Origin of the sequence: Mobilicoccus caccae, assembly GCF_030161635.1 — a bacterium.
Taxonomy (GTDB): Bacteria; Actinomycetota; Actinomycetes; order Actinomycetales; family Dermatophilaceae; genus Mobilicoccus; species Mobilicoccus caccae.
Map to the genome: position 1 here is coordinate 3,333,766 of NZ_BSUO01000001.1, position 21,976 is coordinate 3,355,741.

Below are 21,976 nucleotides of genomic sequence, written 5' to 3' on the forward strand. Positions count from 1 at the left end.
CTGCCGGGAGACACAATTCGTCGAATCTTCCTCAGGTCCTCTCTCGAGGCGCCGATGTGAGCCACGACGAGGTGTGCCCCGGCCCCGGAAGGGTGCGGAGAGGAGGACGGCGTGGCGTCCACCTACGCGCGAGCCGCGCTGGCCGGCGCCGCCGCCGCGGCCCTGCTCACCACGTCCACCTCCGGATACGCCGCCTGGCAGAGCGCCCACCGCGCCGCACCGGCGGGACCGTCGCTGGAGGCGGGGGCCGTCGAGGTCCACCTCACCTCACCCGGCGGCGAGCCGCGCACGGTCGATGCGCAGGCCGGTGTGCGGGCCGTGGTCGGCGACACCGTCAGCGTCCGGATGCCCGTGACGATCCGGACCGGTGAGCAGCCGTCGGCGGTGCTCGACGTCGAGGTTCCCGCAGCCGCCGGGGACGCGCCGCTGGCCACGGAGTTCGCCGCCGTCCCGACATCCGCGCAGGTCACGGCGGTCGACGGCGGCCCGGTCCTCGAACCGGCACCCGGCGAGGAAGGCGCGCACCTGGTCACCCCCGCCTCCGACGGGTACACGTACCTGCTCGAGTGGCGCACGTCCACACGCGCCACCCGCGACGGCCGCGCGCCCGGAGCCGGCAACGGCTGGGGCAGCGGACCCGAGTCACTGCAGGGCCTGGAGGTCGGGACCCGCCCGCTGACGGTGTCGTTGACCCCGGCCGGCGACGCTGCCGGCTCGACCACGGCCCGGGCCGTCGTCCCACCGATCCGCATGGACACCACGGCTCTTCGCGTCAGCACCGCCCCCGGCGGCTCGGAGCTGACGCCCCTGGGCGGCATCCCCGTCTCCGTCTCCCCCGCCGCGGTGACGCTGAGCCCGCGTGCCCCGCTCACCGACGCCGGGCTCACCGAGATGCTCGAGGAGGGCAAGGCCGGTGTCGACATCCTCTGGGGTGCGGAGGGCTGCGACGCGGTGCGGTGGTCGGTGCCGGGCGGGGGGTTCGACGGGGGCACGGGCCGCCCCACCGCCACCGGGGAGGCGACCGAGTCCCTCACGCGCGACACGGGCGGCCGTCTGTGCACGCGTCTGAACTCCGCCCTGCCGGACGACGATTTCGTGCAGCGCTTCGCCGGCCGCACCGCGCTGGCGCGGACGCAGTGGGAGTCCCGCACCACGCCGCCCGCGACGTGGGTGTCCACGGCCTCGACGAACGCCCTGCTCACCGTGCCGCTGCCCCCGGCAGAGGCGGCTCGGCAGGCATGCTCGGTGGGTCGCTCGGGCGCGGCGATCCGGTGGACCTGGCCGTCGGCGACCTCACGGCCGATCGAGGACGCCGAGGGCATCGCGCGCTGGACGGTCAACGCCCGCCCGAAGGGGGCGGCGCGTGGACGCGGGTCGCGGTCGCCGGCCGCGACGGGGCGAGCCGCGCCCACACCGTGACCGCCAGGGCGATGCGGGCCGCGGGACTCGCCCCCGGTGACTACGAGGTGATGGTGCGCGGGTACCCGTTCGAGGGCGTCGAGGACGCCTACGTGGACAGCGCTCAGGTGTGGGCGGTGAGCCTGCAGGGGTCGCGGCTGCGCTGCGGTGCGACGGCGCAGAACGCCGCGGCACAGACGCAGCTCGGAGGCGGGCGATGACGGCGACGGCACTGCGCGTGGCGCGTCTCGCCGGGGCGGTGCTCGCGGTCGTGTTCGTGCTGGTCCTGGGCCTGCCGGCGTTGCTCGGGTGGGTGCCGCTGCCGATCGTCGACGACGACTCCACGATTCCGCGGGGCACGTTGATGGTGGCCGAACCGGTCGATCCGACGCACGACGTGGGCAGCGGTGACGTCGTCACGATCCTCACCGACTCCGGGCGCCTCGTGACGAGGGACGTCGCGAGTGTCGAGGGATCGACGCTGACGCTCTCGGCCGGGGGCGAGTCGACCGTGCAGGTCGAACGGGAGCGTCTACGGGCGACCGAGCGGTACGGCATCCCGCTGCTGGGGTACGTGGCCGAAGCGGTCCCCGCGGCGCATCGCCCCTGGTGGGGACGGGGTCTGGGTGTGCTGTTCCTCGCGTGGGCGGCCGCCGAGGTGTGGAGTGCCCTGCGTGCTCGACGGAGCGGCGCAGAAGGCCCTGCCGCCATCGCCGCACCCTCCCGCCGACTCGAGATCACGCGCGGACCGACCCGAGCCGGTGGGGCGCGCTCGACGGCACGGGCCGGCCGTGTGCGCGCCGCCTACGCGGCGAGCGACCTCACCGACGACGATGATTCGGCGACCGAGGGTCCGCAGGATGCGATGCCAGGGGTAGCGGACGGCGTCGCGCCTGCCGGCGCGGCCTTCGAGGACGCGGGGTCGGAGATCTCGGGCGGCGTCCCGGGAGAGGCCCTGCCCACCCGGCGGTCCCGGGCGCGGGCTCGGCAGCGGACGCCGTGGGACCGGGTCGTGGAGGTGGCGGCGTCGGCCGTGGGCGCGGTCGTCCTCGCGGCTCGTTCCGTCGACCGGCGACACGAGGACCCCGTCGAGGACGCCGAGGCCGACAGCGGCGGACGTCACCGCAGCGCTGCACCGGCGACATCGGTGGAACCCCGGCGCAGATCCACCCGACGACGGAGGGCGGCTCTTGCGACGGGCGCCACGTCTCGGCCGGAGAAGGCATCCGAGCGGGCCGCGGTCCCACCGGAATCCGTCGAGGCCCCGCCCTTTGAGGCGCGACCCGCAGGGTCCCCGGCGGAGGCGTCCCGCACCGGCAGCACCGCGACGTCCTCAGGAAGACACTTCTGGGCTCAGCGGGCGAGCAAGGAGGAGGTCGCGAGGGCGGTCCGTGTGCAGGAGTTCGAGGCGAAGCGGGCAGCAGCCGAGACGGCGATGAAGCTGGAGACCGACGACGCCGACCTCTCCCCCATCGACCGTCTCATCGCCGAACGCGAGGCCGGCTCGGGCGGCAAGAGGCCCTCACGGGACGAGTAGCGAGGTTCCCTTCTCGCCGGACGTAGTGCAGTTTCGACGTACTCGCGAAGGCGCCGAACCCCCACAACCATTGACAGCCGATTCACCAAGTGATTTAGTCACTTTGTGACTTCATCCCCCTCATTGTCCGAACGGCTCGCACAGGACATCGCCGACATGATCCATCGCGACCACCTGCGCCCCGGGGACAGCCTCCAGCCGGCGCGGGCTCTGGCCGCGCACTTCGACGTCACGACGCCCACCATCCGGGAGGCCTTGCGTCGCCTGGAGGCCGCGTCGATCGTCGAGCTGCGGCACGGCTCGGGCACCTACGTGGGCAAGGGGGTCGACCGGGCGGTCATGGCCAATCCCCATCAGGCGCCCATCACCCGGGAGGCGGTCCTCGAACTGGCGGAGGCGAGGCTGACCCTGGAGCCGCGCATCGCCGCCGCCGCGGCGACCAACCGCACCCCGGATGCCCTCGAGCGTCTCGAACTCGCGACCTGCAACGCGCTGACGGACCCCCGTCACGGGGTGCGCCCGGCACTGCACTTCCACGTCGAGCTGGCCGGATGTACCGGCAACTCCCTGATCCAGCAGACGATCGACGCGCTGCTGGAGGTGCGTTCCTCCGAGCAGGTCGAGATCCGTTTCGCCTACGGCGATCGGGAACGCGACCATGCCGAGCACCTCGAGATCCTCGCGGCCGTGCGCGAGCAGCGCAGCGAGGACGCCGAGGCCCTCACCCGGGTCCACCTCGCTCACATCCGGGACGCGATCCTCACCTCGGATCACTGGGCCGGGAGCGGATCGTGACGCAGCGCCCACCTGCGCTCTCGCATCTGACCAGCGCAGAAGCGGCCGAGAGCGCCTCACGCGGCGACGTCGTGCTGATCCCGTTGGGGGCCCTCGAACAACACGGTCCGGCCATGCCGCTCGGCACCGACACCATCCGCGCCGAAGACATCTGCGCCCGGGTGGCCGCCCGGCTGAGCGGCGGAGTCGTCATCGCCCCGACGCTGCCGATCGGCGTGTCCCCCCACCACCTGGCCTTCCCCGGGACGGTCACTCTGACCACCACGACGTTCGCCGCGGTGGTGCGGGAAGTGGTCCTCGGGCTGCACCGGCAGGGGTGGACGCGGATCCTCGCGGTCACCGGCCACGGCGGCAACAACGCGACACTCACCACCGTCGCTCAGGACCTGCTCGGCAGCCATCCGGCCCTCCGATTCGCCTGGACGCCACTCACCGCGGTCGTCCCCGACGTCGTCGCGCGCGCCGGGGTCAGCAAGGTGCACGGTCACTGCGGGGAGGCCGAGACCTCGCAGATGCTCTTCGTCGCGCCGCACCTCGTGCGCGAGGACCTCGCCGAACCCGGCACCACCCGGCCGGACGAGCTGAGCGACCTCGCCCGGCTCGCGCGTTCCACGACCTACCCCGCCCTCTCCCTGCGCTACGACGAGCTGAGCGCCAACGGCGTGCTCGGTGATCCCACGGCGGCGAGCGCCGATCTCGGCGCCCAGATCGTCACCACCGCGACCGACAGGATCTGCGACTTCATCACCCGCTGGTCGGCGATCTAGCGCCGCCCTCTCCGGGCCCCACCCGACTCCACCGACCCCACACCCTGGCGGGCACCGCCACGGGTCGATCCCGCCACGCCCTCGAAAGGTCGTCAACGATGACACCACCGATGCATACCGTCGTCGCCGCAGCTGTGGCCGCCGGCGCCGCGCTCCTCGGCGCCGCCCCGAGCGCCACTGCTTCGTCCGTGATTCCCGCGCCGTCGACGAGTGTCGCCGGCGCCGGCTCGACCGCCTCCGCGGGCTGCGGCACCACCCCCGGCCAGGCGCCCGGCTCCAGCACCACCCGCACCCTGCTCAGCGGTGGCCTCGAACGTTCCTACGTCGTCCACCTGCCCCAGGGCTACGACCCTCACCGACGCAGTCCCGTCGTGCTCACGTATCACGGGCGCGGCAACACCGGCGCCGACACCCAGGCCTTCGCGGGACTGGACTCGTTACCGGCGATCGTCGTCTACCCCGACGGCGTCGTCGGCACCGGTTCCGGTCAGCGACAGGCGTGGGAGGGCGCCCCTACTCCGCCCCCGGGGTCGACGACGTCCAGTTCACCAGCGACCTCCTCGACAGGCTGGAGGCCGACCTGTGCGTCGACCCGCGCCGGGTCTACGCCACCGGAAAGTCCAACGGCGGTGGGCTCGTCGGCCTCCTCGGTTGCGAGCTCAGCGACCGGATCGCCGCTATCGCCCCCGTGGCTGCCGCCCACTACGCGGTCGGTCACCCGGCGTGCGACCCGGTCCGCCCCGTCCCGGTGCTCGCCTTCCACGGCACCGGCGACACGACCATCCCGTACGCCGGCGACGCCGACCGCGGCCTTCCCTCCATCACGGACTGGACCCGCTCCTGGGCCGACCGCAACGGGTGCCGGGGAACGACCACGACGCGTCCACTGACCACCGACGTCGAGGTGACCCGATGGCGCGGGTGCCGCCGTGGCGCGGACACCGCTCTCGTCTCCGTCCTGGGCGGCGGCCACACCTGGCCGGGCGCCGACAGCTACTCCGGCGGCGGCTACACCACTCCCACCGAGGCCGCCGAGCTGATGTGGGCCTTCTTCCGGCATCACCGGCTCCCCAAGAACTGAGGCCCTGACATGTCGACCGCAACTCATGTGAGCAAGACCGACAATCCCGACGAGCTGCCTCGGGTACTCCGGGCGCTGGCCGTCGTCGAGCGGGTGGGCAACGCGCTGCCGCACCCGTTCTGGCTCTTCTGGATCCTCTCCGGGATCCTCGGCGTGGTCAGCGCGATCTTGGCCTCGAACGGCGTGAGCGTCGTCTCGCCCGCCGACGACAAGGAGGTGGTGGTCCAGAACCTGCTCAGCGGCGAGGGCCTGGCGGTGGCCATGGAGAACGCCATCGACAACTTCGCCACCTTCGGCCCGATGGGCACCATCGTCGTCGTGATGATGGGCGTCGCCATCGCGGAGAAGACGGGCTTCCTGTCCTCACTGATGAAGGTGACGATCTCCGGAGTCCCGACGAGCTGGGTCATCTTCGCCGTCGCCTTCGCGGGCACGATGTCGCACGTCGCGAGCGCGGCGGCGTACGTCATCCTCGTCCCGCTCGGCGGGCTGGCGTTCCATGCCGTGGGCAAGTCGCCGATCCTCGGCGTGGTCGTCGCCTACACCTCGATCGCCTCGGGGTACGACGCGAGTCCGATCCCGACGCCCAACGACGCGATCTTCGCGGGCATCACCACCGAAGCCGCCCAGATCATCGACCCGTCGGCCTACGTCTCACCGGTCAGCAACTGGTACATCAACATCGCGTCGTCCTTGCTGTTGGCCATCGTCATCACCGTGGTCACGAAGCTCGTGCTGGCCAAGCGGCCCGATCTGGATCCCGATCCCGACGTCGCCTACGACGGGCGCGGGTTGGTCATGAGTGGGCGTGAGCGACACGCTCTCTGGACGACCCTGGGCGTACTGGCACTCATGGGCATCCTGACCGTGGCCGTGATGTGGCCGGCCTCCTCTCCGCTGCGTGGCGAGGGCGGCAGCCTGACCGATTCACCGTTCCTGCAGGGCATGGCCGCCTACGTGGGGGTCCTCTTCGCCCTCGCGGGCATCGTCTACGGCTGGCGTTGTGGTGCGATCACCGCACCGGCCGACGTGCCCAAGCTCATGGCGGAGGGTGTCAAGCAGATCGCCCCGGTCCTCGTGCTCTTCTTCGCCATCGCCCAGTTCCTCGCCTATTTCGAGTGGACCCACATCGGTGACGTCGTCGCCGTCCAGTCCGCCGAGATGCTCAAGACGACCGGCGTGCCGATCCCGGTGGTGTTCCTCTTCGTGCTGGCGCTGTTGTCGGTCGTCAACGTGCTCGTCACCAGCGGATCCGCGATGTGGTCGATCGCCGCTCCGGTTCTCGTACCGGCGCTGATGCTCGTCGCCGTCCCGGCCGAGACCACGCAGGCGCTGTTCCGCATCGCCGACTCCGGCTCGACGTCGATCACCCCGATGAGTCCGTACTTCATCCTGGCGCTGGGTTTCCTGCAGCAGTACCGCAAGTCCGCCGGCATCGGCACGCTCGCGTCGTACACGCTCCCGCTGGCCGTGTGCATGACGCTGTCGTGGACCGTGCTCTTCTTCCTCTGGTGGACACTCGGAATCCCGCTGGGTCCGGGTGCTCCGGTCCGCTGACAACGGCATCGGTCGACGCGAGACGTCCCGTCCCTGGGCTGTTCAGGGGCGGGACGTCCGCGTGGAGGTCCGCTTCCGACGCCGGCTCGCTGATCGCGGCACCATTCCTGACTGCGCCTCATGAACGCTAGCGTCGATGCATGAGGACGACGATCACCGTGGCCGACGACGTCGCAGCCGAGATGGAGCGTCTTCGTCGGGAGCACGGGCTCGGCCCGAGTGAGGCGTTGAACCTGCTCGCTCGACGAGGGATGGCCGGTGGGAAGACCCGGCACGAGCCGTACCGACACCGCACGGCCGACGTGGGGGTGCGGATCGGCGTGAGCAACATCGGTGAGGTCCTGGACCAGCTCGACGACGAGCCGAACGGCATCGTCGACGGCGATGTGCGTGACCAGTAGGGCTCGCCGTCCGGATGACACTGTGGGCAGCAGCATCGATCCGCGAATATGCATTTATGCGCACCACCGTCGATCTCCGTGATCCGCTCATGCGGGCAGCCAAGGCCCGTGCTGCCGAGGCCGGGGAGTCGCTCAAGACTCTCTTCGAACGGGCCGTCATCCGCGATTTGGGTGCGGCACCTGGCGAGACGGGCAAGGGCGAGGTCGACTACCCGCTGATCCGGTCGCGCCGGGTGGGGGTCGACTTCACGAACGAGCAGGTGGAGGAGATGCTCGCCGACGACGAGGTCGAGCGCTACACCTCATGACGGGGAACGATGGCGAACCGGGGTCGTCGGGGGTGTGCCGATCCGGCGGTACATCCTCCTACGTCTCAGGACAGGTCGGGGCCGAGGAGTGCCAGTTCGCGGCCGGCGAGGTAGGCCAAGGAGAGGTCGAGGACGTCGCCGCACACCGGGGTGCCGAAGGGGCTCTCCTCGTAGGCGGTGTACACGTCCTCCAGGTAGGCGATGGGCACGTCGTCGCCGTCCCGCAGGCATCCCACCAGGCGGTCGGTGGCGATCTGCAGCGCGAAGAAGCTCACGGGCATGTCCCCGCAGATCAGCGCCGGGATGTGCTCCCCCGTCGCGACGCGGATCAGGTCCCGGTCGGAGGCCGTCAGCCCACCCAGCTCGGCCTGTCCCAGGCACACCCATCGGACGTCGCCGGTCACCGGGGCCTGCAGGTCGTCGGCGGCGGCCTGGACCAACGCCGACAGGTCGAATCCGTCGAACCCGTTCATCGTCGTCCCTCCCTCCTCGGGGCCTTCTACTCGGGCGTGTGCGCCACCTATCGGCACCCAAGATGCATGCCTGAGGACAGAATCCCCACCTTCGGCGAATTAGTGTTCTTGCCGCGCAAGGGATTTGGTCAAGTTCTGGTCATGCCTCGGTATTCGCGGCCGTCAACCTCCCCGTGTGCGAGCAACCTCTCTCGACAACCTGGGCCCCTCCTGGAGACGCTCCGTACGGCGCCTGACCGCAGATCAGACGCGGCGCAGTGTGACACGAGTGGTCTCGACCTGGACCGGGGTGTCGGACGCCGGCAGATGCCCCGCCCGGTCCATCGACCGCAGGTACTGCTCGAGCTTCGGGTCGAGGTCGCCGCGGCGACGTGCCTCGTCGATGCGATCGAGTTCGTGCACGTAGGCGCCGATGTCATGGGCCTCACCGGTCTGCGTGAGTCCGCGCTCCGGGCCCGTCGTCACGGTCATCTGGTTGGGGCCGGGGCGGTTGGGGGCGCCCTCGGCCTCGGGCACGACGTCTCCCCGGTTGGCCAGGTGCAGGTACTTCACCGACGGCACCGCCGGCGCCCGCCCCACCGGCGACCCGGCCGTGACCACATGCATCCGGTATCGCCGCATCGCGGGCAACGCCGCAGCCGTCATCGCGGTCATCCCGCCCTGGCTGTGCCCGACGAGCACGACCTCCGCGCCGTCCGGCACACCCGCCGCACGGAGCACCTCCGGCAGCAGGCGCGCCTCCGCGGACGGGTGTCCGGCCGCGCCCTCGAGGTTGGGCCGCATCGACCGCACACGGTGCGGATCGCGCCGGAGGTCTGCGGGGTCCCAGCTCGAGGTACCCGGCAGCGCGATGACGTAGCTCGCCCGCTGACCACCGTCCTGGCCCGACAGGATGCGCCGGTGGACGTCGATCGCGTCGGCCTCGTGCATGCCGTCGGGCGTGCGGGCCGCATACCCGTCGTGGGTCGTCTGCAACAGACCCGCGAGCCCCGGACGCACCTGCGTGGGCACGACGGTGACCGCGTCGATCTTGAGGTCCTGGGCACCGTAGAGCCCTTCGGCATGAAACTCCGGCAGCACCGTGTCGGAACAGGTCGGGGCGTACCACCGCGCGACATCGGGATCCCGCGGGCTCGTGGAGCAGAGTCCCTCATCTGCGGGCCCCCACATCCGGGACATCGGGATCGCGTCCTCACCGGTCAACACCCGACGCATGGCCACCGCGTTCGTGTGGTCGACCTCCCCGTAGAGGATCGCCGCCGTGCGGGTGCGTTCGGTCAGGTCGCGGCGATCCTCGAGGTGGTCCCGGAGCCGTGAGACGAGCCGGACCAGGCCGAACGCCTCGACCGGGCGGGCGACGACACTCACCGGGTCGGCGATCCGACCCGCCATGGACACCTCCGTCGCGATCATCGTGAGCTTCACGCCCTGCAGCGCCATGTCCTCGGCCCGGGCCAGGTATCTGAGGGCCCCGTGATGCACCGCGTCGATGTCGACGACGTGCCTGCTCACCGGATCCGTCGGGCCGCCGTGGATCTCCAGGTGGAGCGGGTCGGGCCCGAACGGGGATGTGGTCACGGGCGAGCACCGTCCTCGACCACCCGGCGCAGCTCCTGCGCGCGCTCCCGGATCTCCGCGACCAGGAGCGCCAACTGGGCCTCCTGGAGGTCGAGACGATCGTCGACCGCCTGGCGGGCCTCACCCGTCCAGAGGACCTGCGCGTAGGAGAAGCGGGCCATCCTGCCCGCCATGGTCAGCTCGTGGGCGATGAGGTCCAGCCGATGGGCGAGGGCGGTGAGATCGACGGCCGGGGCCGTGAGATGCGTAGGCATGTCCGACACCGTAGGGACTTGCCCGGACCCCGACTCCGGGTCTTCCACAGGTGACCCCCGAACCTGTGTGGGAACGTTGGACGTGGTCGTGGCCGTTGGGTTGGAATGGGCACGACGTCCGATCCCGCCGAAGGAGTAGCGCATGACCGAGCCACTGCAGCCCCCGGCAGGTGTGGCCGAGGCGGCGCCGTTGACCCTCGAAGCGTCCGCTCCCACGCAGAGCGTCCCCGCCACCAGCGCGCCCAAGATGGCGCCGCAGGTCTCACCCGAGGCCATGCCCGCCCTCGACCAGAAGGTCGAGTCCTACCTGTCCGGACTCACCGAGGTCGCCGCCAAGAGCCCCGACTTCGAACGACGCGCGGCCGACGTGCGCACCATGGGCGACTCCGACATCCGCGCTGCCGCCGAGACGAGCAACCGGCTGCTCAAGTCGCCGGTCAAGGCCCTGCAGTCCGGTGCGGTCTCCAAGGAGTCGAAGGTCGGCGCGACCCTGCTCGACCTGCGCCGCACGGTGGAGGACCTCGACCCCAGCCAGGCCAAGGGCGTCAAGAAGCGGGTCCTCGGGTTCGTGCCCTTCGGCGACAAGCTCACCGACTACTTCCGTAAGTACGAGTCGGCGCAGAAGCACCTCGACGGCATCCTGCACTCCCTCAAGAGCGGACAGGACGAGTTGCAGCGCGACAACGCGGCGCTCAACCTCGAGAAACAGCAGCTGTGGTCCTCGATGGCCCGGCTCAACCAGTACGTGTACATCGCCGAGCGGCTCGACGCGAAGCTCACCGCCGAGATCGCCGACCTCGACGCGACCGACCCCGAGCGGGCCAAGGCGATGCGCGAGGACGTGCTGTTCTACGTGCGTCAGAAGCACCAGGACCTGCTCACCCAGCTCGCGGTGTCGATCCAGAACTACCTGGCCATCGACATCGTCATCAAGAACAACATCGAGCTCATCAAGGGTGTCGACCGGGCGACGACGACGACGATCTCGGCGCTGCGGACCGCGGTCATCGTGGCGCAGGCCCTGAACAACCAGCAGCTCGTGCTCGAGCAGATCACCGCACTCAACGTCACCACCAGCAACCTCATCGAGCGCACCAGCGTCATGTTGCGCGACAACTCGGCGGCCATCCAGGAGCAGGCGGCGAGTGCCACCATCGGCCTGCCGCAACTGCAGGCCGCGTTCCAGAACATCTACGCCACGATGGACTCCATCGACGAGTTCAAGGTGCGCGCACTGGACTCCATGGCGCAGACCATCGGGGTGCTCGAGTCCGAGGTGACCAAGTCGCAGTCCTACCTCGAGCGTGCCCGGGCGAGCGAGGAACGACGCAAGGCGGGCGCGTTCGATCTGGGCGGCGACGCGAAGTTCTGAGTTTCGAGTTCCGAGTTCGAGCACGACCGAACGCGGCGAGGACGAGAGGACACGCATGTCGATCGGGGACTTCTTCTCCCGGCTGGGCGGCCGGGCCGAGCCCGAACCTGCCGCCACCACCCCCTCGGCTCCGACCGCCGACGACCTGCGGGTGGCGCTCGACCGGGCCGACATGCTCGTCGACGGCGGGGCCGCCCCGTCGGTGGTCGCCGCCCGCGTGCGGCGCGTGACGGCCACGGTGCGCGACACGATCCCGCGGTTGGAGGTCGTGGGCCTGGGCAGCGACCAGGGGTACTCGGTCATGGCCACGGCCACCGACTACCTCCCCGAGGCCGTCAACGGATATCTGCGGCTGCCACGGCGATTCGCCGACACCCGGCCCGTGGACGGCGACCGCACCTCGCTCATGGTGCTCGTCGACCAGCTCGACCTGCTCGGCGCGACGATGGACCGCGTGTTCGACGCCGTCTGCCGCGACGACGCGACCGCCCTCGTGGCGCACGCGCGGTTCCTCGACGACAAGTTCGGCCACGCGAGCCGGGGTGGAGGGCTGGAGCTCGCCGCCGACACCCCCGTGCCCGAGATGCCGGAGACCGCCGCGGCGAGCGACGAGCCGCGTCCGTTGGCGCCCCCGGCCTCGTGAGCGAACCCGCCTCGCCCAGCGACCGTTCCACCCACCCGTGCAGAGACGAGAGACGAGAGACGCGATGACCGACACACCGCGGGCCCTGCCCGCCGCCATCGACGCCCTGGTCGAGGCCGGCGTCCGGGCCGGTGTCGACGCGCAGGCCGCTCGGGACGAGGGCGTGCGGGTCGCGGCGGGGTCGTCGGCACCTCGGGCCCCTCCACGGTGCACGTCGGGTGGCGCGAGGTGATGGGCGGGACCACCCAGGACTTCTTCGACGCCGCCTCCCGCGGACGCCGGTTCGCCTCCGGGCCGACGCCGCTGCTGGCCGGTCTCGCCGCCGAATCACCCGAGCACGCGCGCGCCTACGCCTCGGCGTTGGTCGAGGTCGCCACGGCCGCCTGCACCGTTCCGGGCGCGGGCAGCGAGGCCGTCGGCAAGGCCACGACCACCGGGCAGGCGCAGCTCGCCGCGGTCGGAGCCCGCGTGAGCCACTCCTCCCTACCGGGCCCCGCGCCCGACCCCTCCGCCGGGGCGCCGGTCGCGTTCCCGAACCTGCCCACCGACCCGGCATCGACGATCCCCGGCGGCTCCGCGATCCCCGACGCCCGGTTCGCCTCCAGCTCGGTCATGCAGCAGCTGGAGGCGCTGACGCGCGCGACCCGCGAGCTCTGGGGTGGCGCCGACGGCACGCCGGAGGGCGGCACGACGGGCGCATCCCCGGCGGCCACGCTCCCGGGCGCGGCGCCGACGGGCCTGTCGGGCGAAGCGGCCACGGGCCACCACACCGCCGCAGCGGCGCCGCAGGTGAGTGGCGATCCCGCGGCACAGGAGCCGGCCGAACCGGAGAAGCCCGAGAAGTCGGTCGAGGAGCTGCTCGCCGAACTCGACGACCTCATCGGGCTCGCGCGGGTCAAGCGTGAGGTGCACCAGCAGGTCGCGCTGCTCAAGGTCGACGCCATGCGGCGAAAGGCCGGTCTGCGCAGCGCCACCCTGACCCGCCACCTCGTGTTCGTCGGCAACCCCGGCACCGGCAAGACCACGGTCGCGCGGCTCGTCGGCGGCATCTACCACGCGCTCGGCCTGCTCACCAAGGGTCAGCTCGTCGAGGTCGACCGCTCCGAACTCGTCGCCGGGTACCTCGGTCAGACCGCGACGAAGACCGCCGAGATCGCGAAATCCGCCTATGGCGGCGTGCTGTTCATCGACGAGGCCTACAGCCTGGCCGGCGACCAGTACGGCCAGGAGGCCATCGACACCCTGGTCAAGGAGATGGAGGACCACCGCGACGAACTCGTCGTCATCGTCGCCGGCTACCCCGAACCCATGGCGGAGTTCATCGACACCAATCCCGGTCTGGCGAGCCGGTTTCGCACGACCATCACCTTCGACGACTACACCGACGAGGAGATCACCGACATCCTCGAGGCCGTCGCCGAGAAGTCGGACTACGTCGTCTCCCCCGACGGCCTCGCCCGGTTCCGCGAGATCCTCGCCGCGACCCCGCGCACCGAGTCCTTCGGCAACGGCCGGTTCGCCCGCAACACCCTCGAGGCGGCCATCGGCCGGCACGCCTGGCGCCTGCAGGACATGACCGAGCCCAGCCTCGATGACCTGCGCACCCTCGAGCGCGTCGACTTCGACGATCGCTTCGAGGCGATCGACCCGCTGCCCTCCGCGACCGATGAGGAGAACAGCGACGAGGAGAACACGGCGGTCGACCCAGGTACGACGACAACGGCATTCGGCAACGTCGAGTCCTCGGAGGGCCGGTCGTGAACGCCTCCTCCGCGGCGGGTGCGACCGCCCCGCAGCCGGCTTCCGCGACAAGCGGTACACCCGAACCGCAGCACGAGCAGGAGGCGGGCGCCGTCGAGCCGGCCGCGACGTCGGCGTCCACGCCTGCCAAGCCGGGGCAGCAACGGCGCACACCCGCCAGATCGACGGTCTCCACGCTCGGGCGTCTCACCGCCGCAACGGTCATCGCGTGCTCGCTCAACGGGGCGGCCGCCTACGTGTTCGTCCAGAGCGACGCCATGGAGGTGCGTTCCACCGCCACGGAGCAGCAGGCCTCACTCGACAGGATCTCGCGGACCGTGAGCGCGATGCCGACGACAGCGCGGCGCCTGGGCACCGACCGCGGCGCGCAGAACGCCCACCTCGACGACGCGGGGAGAGCATCCAGCGAGATCACGGCCGCCGCGTCCCGTGCCGCGGCAGGACCGGCCCAGTTCAACGGCGACATCGGCCGGCTCTCGGCACTGTCGGCCTCCTACACCCGGTACGTCTCGACCGTCGAACGCGCCCGCGTCGCCACGGGCGCCGCCGCGACGACGCTCTACACCGAGGCGGACAGGCTGCGCACCACGGAGATCGAGCCCGTCCTGGGCGACCTGAGCTCCGCGAACGCCGCTCGCAGTGACGGCGCCGAGGTCAACGTCGCGCTGACCATCGGGTTCCTCGGGCTGACGACCGTGGCGAGCCTCGCGGCATCGATCGGCGGCGCCTGGTGGCTGGCCCGCCGCACCAAGCGGATGGTCAACCCGGGCCTGTTCGCGGCCACCGCGCTCACCGCGGTGACGTCCGGGTACGCCGTCGCCGCCATGACCTCCCCGGACCAGACCGTGAACGGCCCGTTCAGCGGCCCGGCCGTGCTGCTCGGCGGCCTGACGGCGGCCGGCCTGGCCTGGTACGGCTACGAACAGCGACGCAAGGAGTACCGATGAGCACGCCGTTCGCCGTCGCGCCGCGGGCTCCGGGCTCGATGGGTCGCGACGTTCCCGCCGAGGATCTGCTCGCCTACCTCGAGGCGCTGACCACCTGGCGTGAGCGTCGGCGGCTCGAACTCGACCAGCTCGACGAGGCTGCGATGCGCTCCCCCGATCGGGCGCAGCTCACCGGCGACGTCATGCTGTCGATGACGCTGTGGAAGGCCGTCGCCGACCGGCACGACCTGCTCGTGGCCGCCTGGGACTCCGGCCGGGTGATCGCCCAGGACCGCATCCGGTTGACCACGCTGATCTGGGGCCGGCTGGATCAGAACGCCGTGGAGGGGACGACGCTCGCCGTGTCGTTGCCCGAGGCGTGCCGGCTGTCGGACTCCCTGGCCTCCTCGCTGCGCCGCGCGCTCGGCCTCGACGGCACCGAGCCGGGCACCGAGCACCGGGTCAAGGAGCTGCGCGCCTCGATCGAGCGGATCCGCGATCTCGTTGCCGGAGTACCTGCCTCCCGGGCCGCCTCCGCGCAGGAGGCCTTGGTGGACCTCGACCGCCGGCTGGTCGACCTCCGCGACCGGGTGCGCCGTGGCGCCGACGTGGGTGGGCTCGTCGGGCCGCTGGAGATCATGGCCGCGACCACCGAACGCGATCTCATCGTCGCCGCGGCCAACCGCACCCGGGCCCGCGACCGCGTGGAGGACGTCAAGGCCACGGTCGCCGACCTCACCGCCCGCGGCGAGGCGGTTCGCGGCCTGGCGGCCACCTGTGTCGCCAAGGTCGCCGACGCCCCGACCCTCGCGGTGCCCGACGTCACGGCCCTCGGCGAACCACCTACGGACCCCGACGAACTCGACGCCTACGCGACCCGCCTCGACCGGGTGGGACGCGCCCTGGAGATGGCCCGCGGCGCCTACGCCGGAGCCCTCGAACGACGCAGCGACCTCGCCGAGCAGGTGGACCGCGACGAGCGGCGCGTGCCCGACCTCCCCGGCCATCTGCGCGGCGACGCCGAGGCCCTGGTGCGACGCAGCCGGGAGATCCTCGCGATCACCCCCACCGACCTCGGCCATCTCGGCGCGCTCACCGCCGCGCTGGCCGCCTACCTGGGAGCCCGCCGATGACCGCGTGCCGCGAGACCGGCTGCCCCGGGCACTACCTCGACGGGTACTGCGACTGGTGCGGGATGCCGCAGACCCCGAGTTCGGCCGCGCCGACCTCCACCTCCGCGACGTCGACCTCCGCCGACGTGTCCACCACCGCAGACCCGGCGTCGGCGACCGCTGCCGGCTCGACCGGGTCGACCGCGGCCCCCTCGCCGGGCTCGTCGGGCTTCTCGACGTCGTCGAGGTCGTCGACCCGGTCGACCGACGAAGCCCTGGCGGAGTCGCCGATCGACCTGGATGCCCGGGCGAGCGCGGTCGCCGTCACGGCGATCGGGTCGGCGCGCGGCTCCGGCCTGCGCCGACGCGTCCGGTCCTCGCGACGCGCCCGCCGGTCGCGGCTCGGCGCCGGCCTGACGCACGTGGCCCCCGTCGCCGAGACCGACCCCCGCGACGCCATCCTGCGCGACCCCGTCGTCCCCGAGCAGCGCCGCATCTGCCCCTCCTGCGGTGCGCCGGTCGGCCGGTCCCACGACGGCGGGCCCGGCCGCACCCAGGGGTACTGCCCGAAGTGCCGCAACCCCTTCTCGTTCACGCCCAAACTCGTGCCGGGCGACCTCGTCGCCGGTCAGTACGAGGTCGCCGGGGCCCTCGCCCACGGCGGCCTGGGCTGGATCTACCTCGCGCGCGACCGCAACGTCTCGGGCCGCTGGGTCGTGCTCAAGGGCCTGCTCAACGCGGGTGACACCGATGCCGTCGCGGCGGCCGTCGCCGAACAGCAGTTCCTCGCCCAGGTCGAGCACCCGCAGATCGTCGAGGTGTACAACGTCGTCGAACACGACGGGTTGGCGTACACAGTCATGGAGTACGTCGGCGGGGTCTCGCTCAAGCAGATCCTCAAGGATCGGCTCATGGCCAAGGGGCACTACGACCCGCTGCCCGTCGAGCAGGCCCTCGCCTACGTGCTGGAGATCCTGCCCGCGTTCTCCTACCTGCACGAACACGGGCTGCTGTACTGCGATTTCAAGCCGGACAACCTCATCCACGTGGGCGACGGGGTCAAGCTCATCGACCTCGGCGGCATGCGCGAGATCGACGATCTCGACTCCCCCATCTACGGCACGGTCGGCTATCAGGCGCCCGAGGTGGCCGAGGTCGGGCCGTCGGTGGCCAGCGACATCTACACGATCGGACGCACGCTCGTCGTCCTCACCACCGAGTTCCGCGGCTACCAGAGCCGCTACGTCGACTCCCTGCCGCCGTACTCGCAGACGCCGGTGTTCCACGAGAACGACCCGTTCTTCCGCCTCGTGGCCAAGTGCTGCGCGCCCGACCCGGCCGACCGCTTCGGCTCGGTGGACGAACTGCGCGGGCAGATGCTCGGCGTGCTGCGTCAGGTCGTCGCCGACCGCCCCGGCGTGGGCGCGGCGAGCCAGTCGCCCGCCTCGGCGCACTTCGAGGTCCCCGTGGCGACCAGCGAGAACCTCGACTGGTGGGAGCTGCCCGGTCTGCGGCCCGACGAGCAGGACCCCATGAACACGTGGCTGCGGGGCCTGCAGGAGGCCGACCCCACCGCCCGCCTGCGCACCCTGCGCGACGCGCCGGAGACGACGGCCGAGGTCGTCCTCGAGATGGGACGCACGGCACTGCGCGCCGGGCGCAGCGACCTCGTCACGCAGGCCGCGGACTCCCTTCTCGCGCACGACCCGTGGGACTGGCGGGCGGTGTGGCTGCTCGGCATCGACGCGGTGATGCGCCGCGACGTCGCCACGGCGCTCGAGTCGTTCCGGGCCGTGTACGCGCAGGTGCCGGGCGAGCTCGCGCCCCGCCTCGCGCTCGCCCTGTCGGAGGAACTCGCCGGGGACGCCGCGTCGATGGAGGCCGCCGAGCGCTCCTACCTCACGTGCCTGCGCACCGACGCCGGATACACGGTGGCGGCGGCGTTCGGCATCGCCCGCACCCGCGCCCGGCGCGGCGACCACGCGGGGGCCGTCGACGCCGTCGAGGACGTCCCCGCCACCTCGGGCGCCTACTCGCGGGCCCAGTGGATGCGCGCCGACCTCATGACACGGACGGGTGGCGGCATCGCGCCCCTGCTGGAGGCACTGCGCAGCTCACGCGGCATCACTCTCGAACCCCGGGTGCGGGCGGCGTTCACCGCGCGGGTGCTCGAGAAGGCGCTCGCCGCCAGGATCGGCGGCGACGAGACCCCCGGCCTCACCCCCGACGGCAAGCCCGCCGACGAGGACAACCTGCGACGCTCGCTGGAGACCGCCTACCGCGAGCAGGCAGCACTCACCACCGACCCCGGCGAGCGTCATCGACTCGTCGACGAGGCCAACCGCATCCGACCCTGGAGCTGGCTATGACTCACCCCGACGGCACCGATCCCCGCCCACCGGCCGAAGGGGCCGACGCGCCCCTGGTCTCGGACGAGGCGGACCCGTTGACCTCCGACGAAGCGACCGAAGAACTGCGCGCCTGCCCCGCGTGCGGCAACACGACCGGCGCCGGCCAGTTCTGCGAGGCGTGTGGCACGCAGGTCGATCGCGAGCCGGAGGTCTCGGAGCGCTCCGGCGGCATGCTCGTGCTCGGGACGCCGGAGGCGGCGGAGTCCAGCCCCGACGCTGCCGGCCCCGACGCCGACGCGCAGACGTGCGAGGAGTGCGGAGGCGGGTTCCTCGACGGGTACTGCGAACAATGCGGATCCCCGCGTCCCGACCCTCGCGACCACACCGAGGACCCGGCGGCCGACTGGGTCGCCGGCGTGTGCGACGTGGGCATCCAGCACCGGTTCAACCAGGACGCCATGGCGTTGGCTGTGGCGGAGGATCGGGCCGCGCTCGTCGTGTGCGACGGCGTCTCCTCCGCGCTGCGGTCGGAGGACGCGAGCCAGGCCGCCGCCGACGCCGCGGTCGCGGTGCTGAGCAGGGCGACCTCGACCGGTGTGGGAGTGCCGTCCGCGCTGGTGCCGGCCCTGTCTTCCCGTCTCGACTCGGCCGCCGATGCCGCCGCCGACGCGGTCGCCGACGTCACCGACGAGGTGCATCGCGACCTCGAGGCCGCGGGCACCGACGTCGCCGCCCACAGCAATCCCTCGTGCACCTTCGTCGCGGCCGCGATCGAGGGCGCGCACGTCGTCGTCGGATCGGTCGGCGACTCACGTGCCTACTGGTTCCCCGACGCCGGGGAGGCGGTCCGGCTGACCCGTGACGACTCCGTGGCCGAGGAGCGCGTCGACCTGGGCGTCCCCCGCGCCGAGGCCGAGACCGGTCCCGGTTCCCACACCATCACCCGCTGGATGGGTGTCGACTCCCCCGACCACACCCCGCGCAAGGCCCCGCTGGACGTGGAGACGCCCGGGTGGCTGCTGCTGTGCTCCGACGGGCTCTGGAACTACGCCAGCGAACCCGCCGACCTCGCAGCCGTGCTCGCCGACGTCGCCCTCGCCGGCACGGATGAGACCGAGGAGGCCGACACCCACGCACTGACGCGCATCGCGCCGCTCACCCTCGCGCGCGGGCTGGTCACGTGGGCGAAGGCCAAGGGCGGTCATGACAACATCACGGTGATCGCGGCACGACTGCAGGACGAGCGAAAGGCAGCGAGCGATGGCTGAGTTCTCGGCGACGGTCCACCAGAACGAGTTCCTCGGGGCCGGCGCCACCGACGTGCACGCGATCGTCTCGATCACCTGCACCGGCGCCGGGCACGCGGGCCAGACGACGGGCGGGGACGCGGGCGAGATCATCGTCATCGACACCTCGGGGTCGATGGAGGCCGCGGTGTCCGCGCGGCGCAGGAGGCCGCCGCGGCGGCGTTGGACCAGATCCTCGACGGCGTGTGGTTCGCGGTCGTCGCGGGCAACCACCAGGCGCGGCTGTGCTATCCCGACGGGTACACGGCGGCCATGGTGCAGATGTCCTCGGAGACGCGGGTCCAGGCCAAGCGCTCGCTCGGTCGGCTGTACGCCGACGGCGGGACGGCGATGGGCACGTGGCTGCTCGCCGCGGCGCAGTTGTTCGACACCGTGCCCTCGCTCACGCAGAAGCACGCCATCCTCCTGACCGACGGCGAGAACCAGCACGAGACGCCGGAACAACTGACGCTGGCCATCGAGACGGTCCGCGGGCGCTTCCAGGCCGACTGCCGCGGTCTCGGCGCCGCGTGGCAGGTCGAGGAGGTGCGGCGCATCAGCCAGGCGTTGCTCGGGAGCGTCGACATCATCCCGCGGCGCGAGGACATGGCGGCGGAGTTCGAGCGGCTCATGCGCGCCTCGATGTCGCGCGGTGTCGCCGAGGCGATGCTGCGGGTGTGGGCGCCGCAGGGCTCGGAGGTGCTGTTCGTGCGTCAGGTCGCCCCCAACGTGGAGGACATCACCGGCCGTCGCACGACGATCAACCCCCTGACCGGCGGCTATCCGACCGGATCGTGGGGCGATGAGACCCGCGACTTCCACGTCGCCGTGCGTCTGCCCGCCAAGGCCGTCGGCGCTGAACAGTTGGCCGCGCGGGTGCAGTTGGCCGTCGACGGCGAGATCGTCACCCAGGGCCTCGTCAAGGCCAAGTGGTCGGCCGACGACAGCCTGACCGCGCGCATCAGCCCCGAGGTCGCCCACTACACGGGTCAGACCGAGCTGGCCCGCGCGATCCAGGAGGGTCTCGCGGCCAAGACCATCGGCGACGACGTCACCGCCACCACCCGCCTCGGTCGGGCCGTGCAGCTCGCCGCCGAGACGGGCAACGACGACGCCACCGACCGGCTCTCCCGCGTGGTCGACATCGACGACGCCGGCACCGGCCGTGTCCGCCTCAAGCGCGGCATCGACAAGCTCGACGAGATGGCCCTCGACACCGCCTCGACCAAGACGACCCGGGTCAAGCGATGACGCGGTGCCCCGCCGGTCACGAGAGCGCCACCGCCGACTACTGCGACGTCTGCGGCATGCCGATGTCGGGTGGGTCCGGCGGGGCCGGTGTGTCGCCGGCGGCATCACCGGCCGTCCCGGTGTCGACGCCACCGTCGGGGGCCCCGAAGACCACCACGGGCGACGCCCCGGCCGCGACGCAGGTCTGCGAGCACTGTTCGGCCGTGAACGCCGAGGACAACCTGTTCTGTGAGGTCTGCGGATTCGACTTCACGACCGGGGTCATGCCGCGCGTCGAGGGCGGTGAGCCGTCGTTCCTGCCGCCGGTCGTCCCCGCCCATCAGACGGTCGACGACACCGGGCCCGAGGAGCAGACCGACTCCGCAGGTCCGGACGATGCTGCAGGGCAGGACGATGCGGGGGAGCCGGCGGCGATCGACCAGGTCGGCGCCGGGCTCGAGATCGACGTCGCCGATCCCGACGTCGCAGATGCCGATGTCGCCGAAGCGGACGTCGCCGAAGCGGACGTCGCCGCTGCCGACACGGATCTCCCGGCGCCCGAGGGCGAACCCGCCGACGCCGAACCTGCCGAGGACCCCGGGGCCGTCGAACCTGCGGCGCCTGCCCCCGTGCCCGACCCGGTACACGCAGCACCGAAGCCGGTCAACCGGCCGCCGTCGCGGGAGGTCGCGGGGGATTGGGTGGTCGAGGTGTGGATCGACCCCGACTGGTACGGGGTGCAGGACACCGACGAGCCGTGCCCGTCGCCCGCGCCGCCGGAGATCGTGCGCATCACCGGTTCGGACGCCCTGATCGGACGCCGGAGCCGCTCCTCGGTTCCCGACGTCGACTGCGGCGTCGATTCGGCGGTGAGCCGCAAGCAGGCCCTGCTCACCAGCGACGGGCGTCGGTGGTGGATCGAGGATCTCGACTCCTCCAACGGCACGTGGGTCGGTCCGGCGATCGGGCCGCTGCCGTCGGCCCCGGTGACGGGCCGCACGGAGATCGACGCCGACGACCGGATCTACGTCGGCGCCTGGACCCGCCTGGTGCTGCGCCCGGCGACCCCCTCCGAGGTCGAGGCGGACTCGTACTGAGCGGGATCGCCCACCGACGCGACCGTGCTCGACGCCGGCACCTCGTGCC

At 72.0% G+C, this 21,976-nt stretch carries 21 protein-coding genes and 1 pseudogene; 19 read left to right on the forward strand and 3 right to left on the reverse strand.

Annotated elements, in window-relative coordinates; genetic code table 11:
- The first annotated feature begins 111 nt into the window (after positions 1–111).
- The 9 genes from QQK49_RS16365 (at position 112) to QQK49_RS16405 (ending at position 7,844) form a co-directional block, all read left to right on the forward strand.
- Positions 112–1,419 carry a hypothetical protein gene (locus QQK49_RS16365; protein WP_284304861.1) on the forward strand — a complete coding sequence of 436 codons (1,308 nt, stop codon included), beginning with the start codon at positions 112–114 and terminating at the stop codon, positions 1,417–1,419.
- Between the two features lie 11 nt (positions 1,420–1,430).
- The gene (locus tag QQK49_RS16370) at positions 1,431–1,619 is read left to right on the forward strand and encodes a hypothetical protein (RefSeq protein ID WP_284304862.1); all 189 of its coding nucleotides are present in this window, start codon (positions 1,431–1,433) and stop codon (positions 1,617–1,619) included.
- Entirely contained in the window at positions 1,616–2,935 is a 1,320-nt protein-coding gene (locus QQK49_RS16375; RefSeq protein WP_284304863.1) for a hypothetical protein, read from the forward strand. The genes QQK49_RS16370 and QQK49_RS16375 overlap by 4 nt, the downstream gene beginning before the upstream one ends.
- A gap of 105 nt (positions 2,936–3,040) precedes the next feature.
- Positions 3,041–3,730, forward strand: a complete 690-nt coding sequence (locus QQK49_RS16380; protein WP_284304864.1) for a FadR/GntR family transcriptional regulator — start codon at positions 3,041–3,043, stop codon at positions 3,728–3,730.
- Positions 3,727–4,497: a creatininase family protein gene (locus QQK49_RS16385; RefSeq protein ID WP_284304865.1), complete on the forward strand. Its 771-nt coding sequence runs from the start codon at positions 3,727–3,729 to the stop codon at positions 4,495–4,497. Before QQK49_RS16380 ends, QQK49_RS16385 begins: the two co-directional genes overlap by 4 nt.
- A 499-nt stretch (positions 4,498–4,996) precedes the next feature.
- Complete coding sequence (locus QQK49_RS16390; protein ID WP_284304866.1) at positions 4,997–5,578, forward strand: CE1 family esterase; 582 nt, start codon at positions 4,997–4,999, stop codon at positions 5,576–5,578.
- Positions 5,579–5,587: 9 nt separating this feature from the next.
- Complete coding sequence (locus QQK49_RS16395; protein WP_284304867.1) at positions 5,588–7,135, forward strand: AbgT family transporter; 1,548 nt, start codon at positions 5,588–5,590, stop codon at positions 7,133–7,135.
- 140 nt (positions 7,136–7,275) lie between these two features.
- Positions 7,276–7,536 (forward strand): CopG family transcriptional regulator, encoded by a 261-nt coding sequence (locus QQK49_RS16400; protein WP_284304868.1) that lies wholly within the window; start codon positions 7,276–7,278, stop codon positions 7,534–7,536.
- A gap of 56 nt (positions 7,537–7,592) precedes the next feature.
- Entirely contained in the window at positions 7,593–7,844 is a 252-nt protein-coding gene (locus tag QQK49_RS16405) for a hypothetical protein (protein ID WP_284304869.1), read from the forward strand.
- A gap of 65 nt (positions 7,845–7,909) precedes the next feature.
- Here the strand turns inward: QQK49_RS16405 and QQK49_RS16410 are convergent, their stop codons facing one another.
- The 3 genes from QQK49_RS16410 to QQK49_RS16420 form a co-directional block, all read right to left on the reverse strand.
- Positions 7,910–8,317 carry a hypothetical protein gene (locus QQK49_RS16410; RefSeq protein ID WP_284304870.1) on the reverse strand — a complete coding sequence of 136 codons (408 nt, stop codon included), beginning with the start codon at positions 8,315–8,317 and terminating at the stop codon, positions 7,910–7,912.
- A 243-nt stretch (positions 8,318–8,560) separates the two neighbouring features.
- Positions 8,561–9,895: an alpha/beta hydrolase family protein gene (locus QQK49_RS16415; protein WP_284304871.1), complete on the reverse strand. Its 1,335-nt coding sequence runs from the start codon at positions 9,893–9,895 to the stop codon at positions 8,561–8,563.
- A complete protein-coding gene (locus QQK49_RS16420) occupies positions 9,892–10,149 on the reverse strand; it encodes a hypothetical protein (RefSeq protein WP_284304872.1) in 258 nt (85 codons plus the stop codon). Before QQK49_RS16420 ends, QQK49_RS16415 begins: the two co-directional genes overlap by 4 nt.
- A 142-nt stretch (positions 10,150–10,291) precedes the next feature.
- Between QQK49_RS16420 and QQK49_RS16425 the strand changes: the two genes are divergently transcribed.
- The 10 genes and pseudogenes from QQK49_RS16425 to QQK49_RS16470 all read left to right on the forward strand — a co-directional run bounded on the left by QQK49_RS16425 (position 10,292) and on the right by QQK49_RS16470 (position 21,927).
- A complete protein-coding gene (locus QQK49_RS16425; protein WP_284304873.1) occupies positions 10,292–11,521 on the forward strand; it encodes a toxic anion resistance protein in 1,230 nt (409 codons plus the stop codon).
- 55 nt (positions 11,522–11,576) lie between these two features.
- On the forward strand, positions 11,577–12,164 hold the full coding sequence (locus tag QQK49_RS16430) for a hypothetical protein (RefSeq protein WP_284304874.1): 588 nt from the start codon (positions 11,577–11,579) through the stop codon (positions 12,162–12,164).
- Between the two features lie 64 nt (positions 12,165–12,228).
- Positions 12,229–12,396, forward strand: a complete 168-nt coding sequence (locus QQK49_RS16435) for a hypothetical protein (protein WP_284304875.1) — start codon at positions 12,229–12,231, stop codon at positions 12,394–12,396.
- On the forward strand, positions 12,396–13,925 hold the full coding sequence (locus QQK49_RS16440) for an AAA family ATPase (RefSeq protein ID WP_284304876.1): 1,530 nt from the start codon (positions 12,396–12,398) through the stop codon (positions 13,923–13,925). The genes QQK49_RS16435 and QQK49_RS16440 overlap by 1 nt, the downstream gene beginning before the upstream one ends.
- Positions 13,922–14,872 (forward strand): hypothetical protein, encoded by a 951-nt coding sequence (locus QQK49_RS16445; RefSeq protein WP_284304877.1) that lies wholly within the window; start codon positions 13,922–13,924, stop codon positions 14,870–14,872. The genes QQK49_RS16440 and QQK49_RS16445 overlap by 4 nt, the downstream gene beginning before the upstream one ends.
- Positions 14,869–15,984, forward strand: coding sequence for a hypothetical protein (locus QQK49_RS16450; RefSeq protein ID WP_284304878.1), 1,116 nt, complete (start codon positions 14,869–14,871; stop codon positions 15,982–15,984). The genes QQK49_RS16445 and QQK49_RS16450 overlap by 4 nt, the downstream gene beginning before the upstream one ends.
- Positions 15,981–18,332: a serine/threonine-protein kinase gene (locus QQK49_RS16455; protein ID WP_284304879.1), complete on the forward strand. Its 2,352-nt coding sequence runs from the start codon at positions 15,981–15,983 to the stop codon at positions 18,330–18,332. Before QQK49_RS16450 ends, QQK49_RS16455 begins: the two co-directional genes overlap by 4 nt.
- The gene (locus QQK49_RS16460) at positions 18,329–19,582 is read left to right on the forward strand and encodes a PP2C family protein-serine/threonine phosphatase (protein ID WP_284304880.1); all 1,254 of its coding nucleotides are present in this window, start codon (positions 18,329–18,331) and stop codon (positions 19,580–19,582) included. Before QQK49_RS16455 ends, QQK49_RS16460 begins: the two co-directional genes overlap by 4 nt.
- A pseudogene (locus tag QQK49_RS16465) lies at positions 19,575–20,851 on the forward strand (vWA domain-containing protein). Before QQK49_RS16460 ends, QQK49_RS16465 begins: the two are co-directional and overlap by 8 nt.
- Positions 20,848–21,927 (forward strand): FHA domain-containing protein, encoded by a 1,080-nt coding sequence (locus QQK49_RS16470; RefSeq protein WP_284304881.1) that lies wholly within the window; start codon positions 20,848–20,850, stop codon positions 21,925–21,927. The pseudogene QQK49_RS16465 and the gene QQK49_RS16470 overlap by 4 nt, the downstream one beginning before the upstream one ends.
- Positions 21,928–21,976: the final 49 nt, after the last annotated feature.

What these genes read in the sequence shown, in the direction of transcription:
- QQK49_RS16370 (WP_284304862.1), top strand. Translation starts at nt 1,431, where the DNA reads ATGCGGGCCGCGGGACTCGCCCCCGGTGACTACGAGGTGATGGTGCGC.
- QQK49_RS16375 (WP_284304863.1), top strand. Translation starts at nt 1,616, where the DNA reads ATGACGGCGACGGCACTGCGCGTGGCGCGTCTCGCCGGGGCGGTGCTC.
- QQK49_RS16395 (WP_284304867.1), top strand. Translation starts at nt 5,588, where the DNA reads ATGTCGACCGCAACTCATGTGAGCAAGACCGACAATCCCGACGAGCTG.
- QQK49_RS16400 (WP_284304868.1), top strand. Translation starts at nt 7,276, where the DNA reads ATGAGGACGACGATCACCGTGGCCGACGACGTCGCAGCCGAGATGGAG.
- QQK49_RS16405 (WP_284304869.1), top strand. Translation starts at nt 7,593, where the DNA reads ATGCGCACCACCGTCGATCTCCGTGATCCGCTCATGCGGGCAGCCAAG.
- QQK49_RS16410 (WP_284304870.1), bottom strand. Translation starts at nt 8,317, where the DNA reads ATGAACGGGTTCGACGGATTCGACCTGTCGGCGTTGGTCCAGGCCGCC.
- QQK49_RS16420 (WP_284304872.1), bottom strand. Translation starts at nt 10,149, where the DNA reads ATGCCTACGCATCTCACGGCCCCGGCCGTCGATCTCACCGCCCTCGCC.
- QQK49_RS16425 (WP_284304873.1), top strand. Translation starts at nt 10,292, where the DNA reads ATGACCGAGCCACTGCAGCCCCCGGCAGGTGTGGCCGAGGCGGCGCCG.
- QQK49_RS16430 (WP_284304874.1), top strand. Translation starts at nt 11,577, where the DNA reads ATGTCGATCGGGGACTTCTTCTCCCGGCTGGGCGGCCGGGCCGAGCCC.
- QQK49_RS16435 (WP_284304875.1), top strand. Translation starts at nt 12,229, where the DNA reads ATGACCGACACACCGCGGGCCCTGCCCGCCGCCATCGACGCCCTGGTC.
- QQK49_RS16440 (WP_284304876.1), top strand. Translation starts at nt 12,396, where the DNA reads ATGGGCGGGACCACCCAGGACTTCTTCGACGCCGCCTCCCGCGGACGC.
- QQK49_RS16450 (WP_284304878.1), top strand. Translation starts at nt 14,869, where the DNA reads ATGAGCACGCCGTTCGCCGTCGCGCCGCGGGCTCCGGGCTCGATGGGT.
- QQK49_RS16455 (WP_284304879.1), top strand. Translation starts at nt 15,981, where the DNA reads ATGACCGCGTGCCGCGAGACCGGCTGCCCCGGGCACTACCTCGACGGG.
- QQK49_RS16460 (WP_284304880.1), top strand. Translation starts at nt 18,329, where the DNA reads ATGACTCACCCCGACGGCACCGATCCCCGCCCACCGGCCGAAGGGGCC.
- QQK49_RS16470 (WP_284304881.1), top strand. Translation starts at nt 20,848, where the DNA reads ATGACGCGGTGCCCCGCCGGTCACGAGAGCGCCACCGCCGACTACTGC.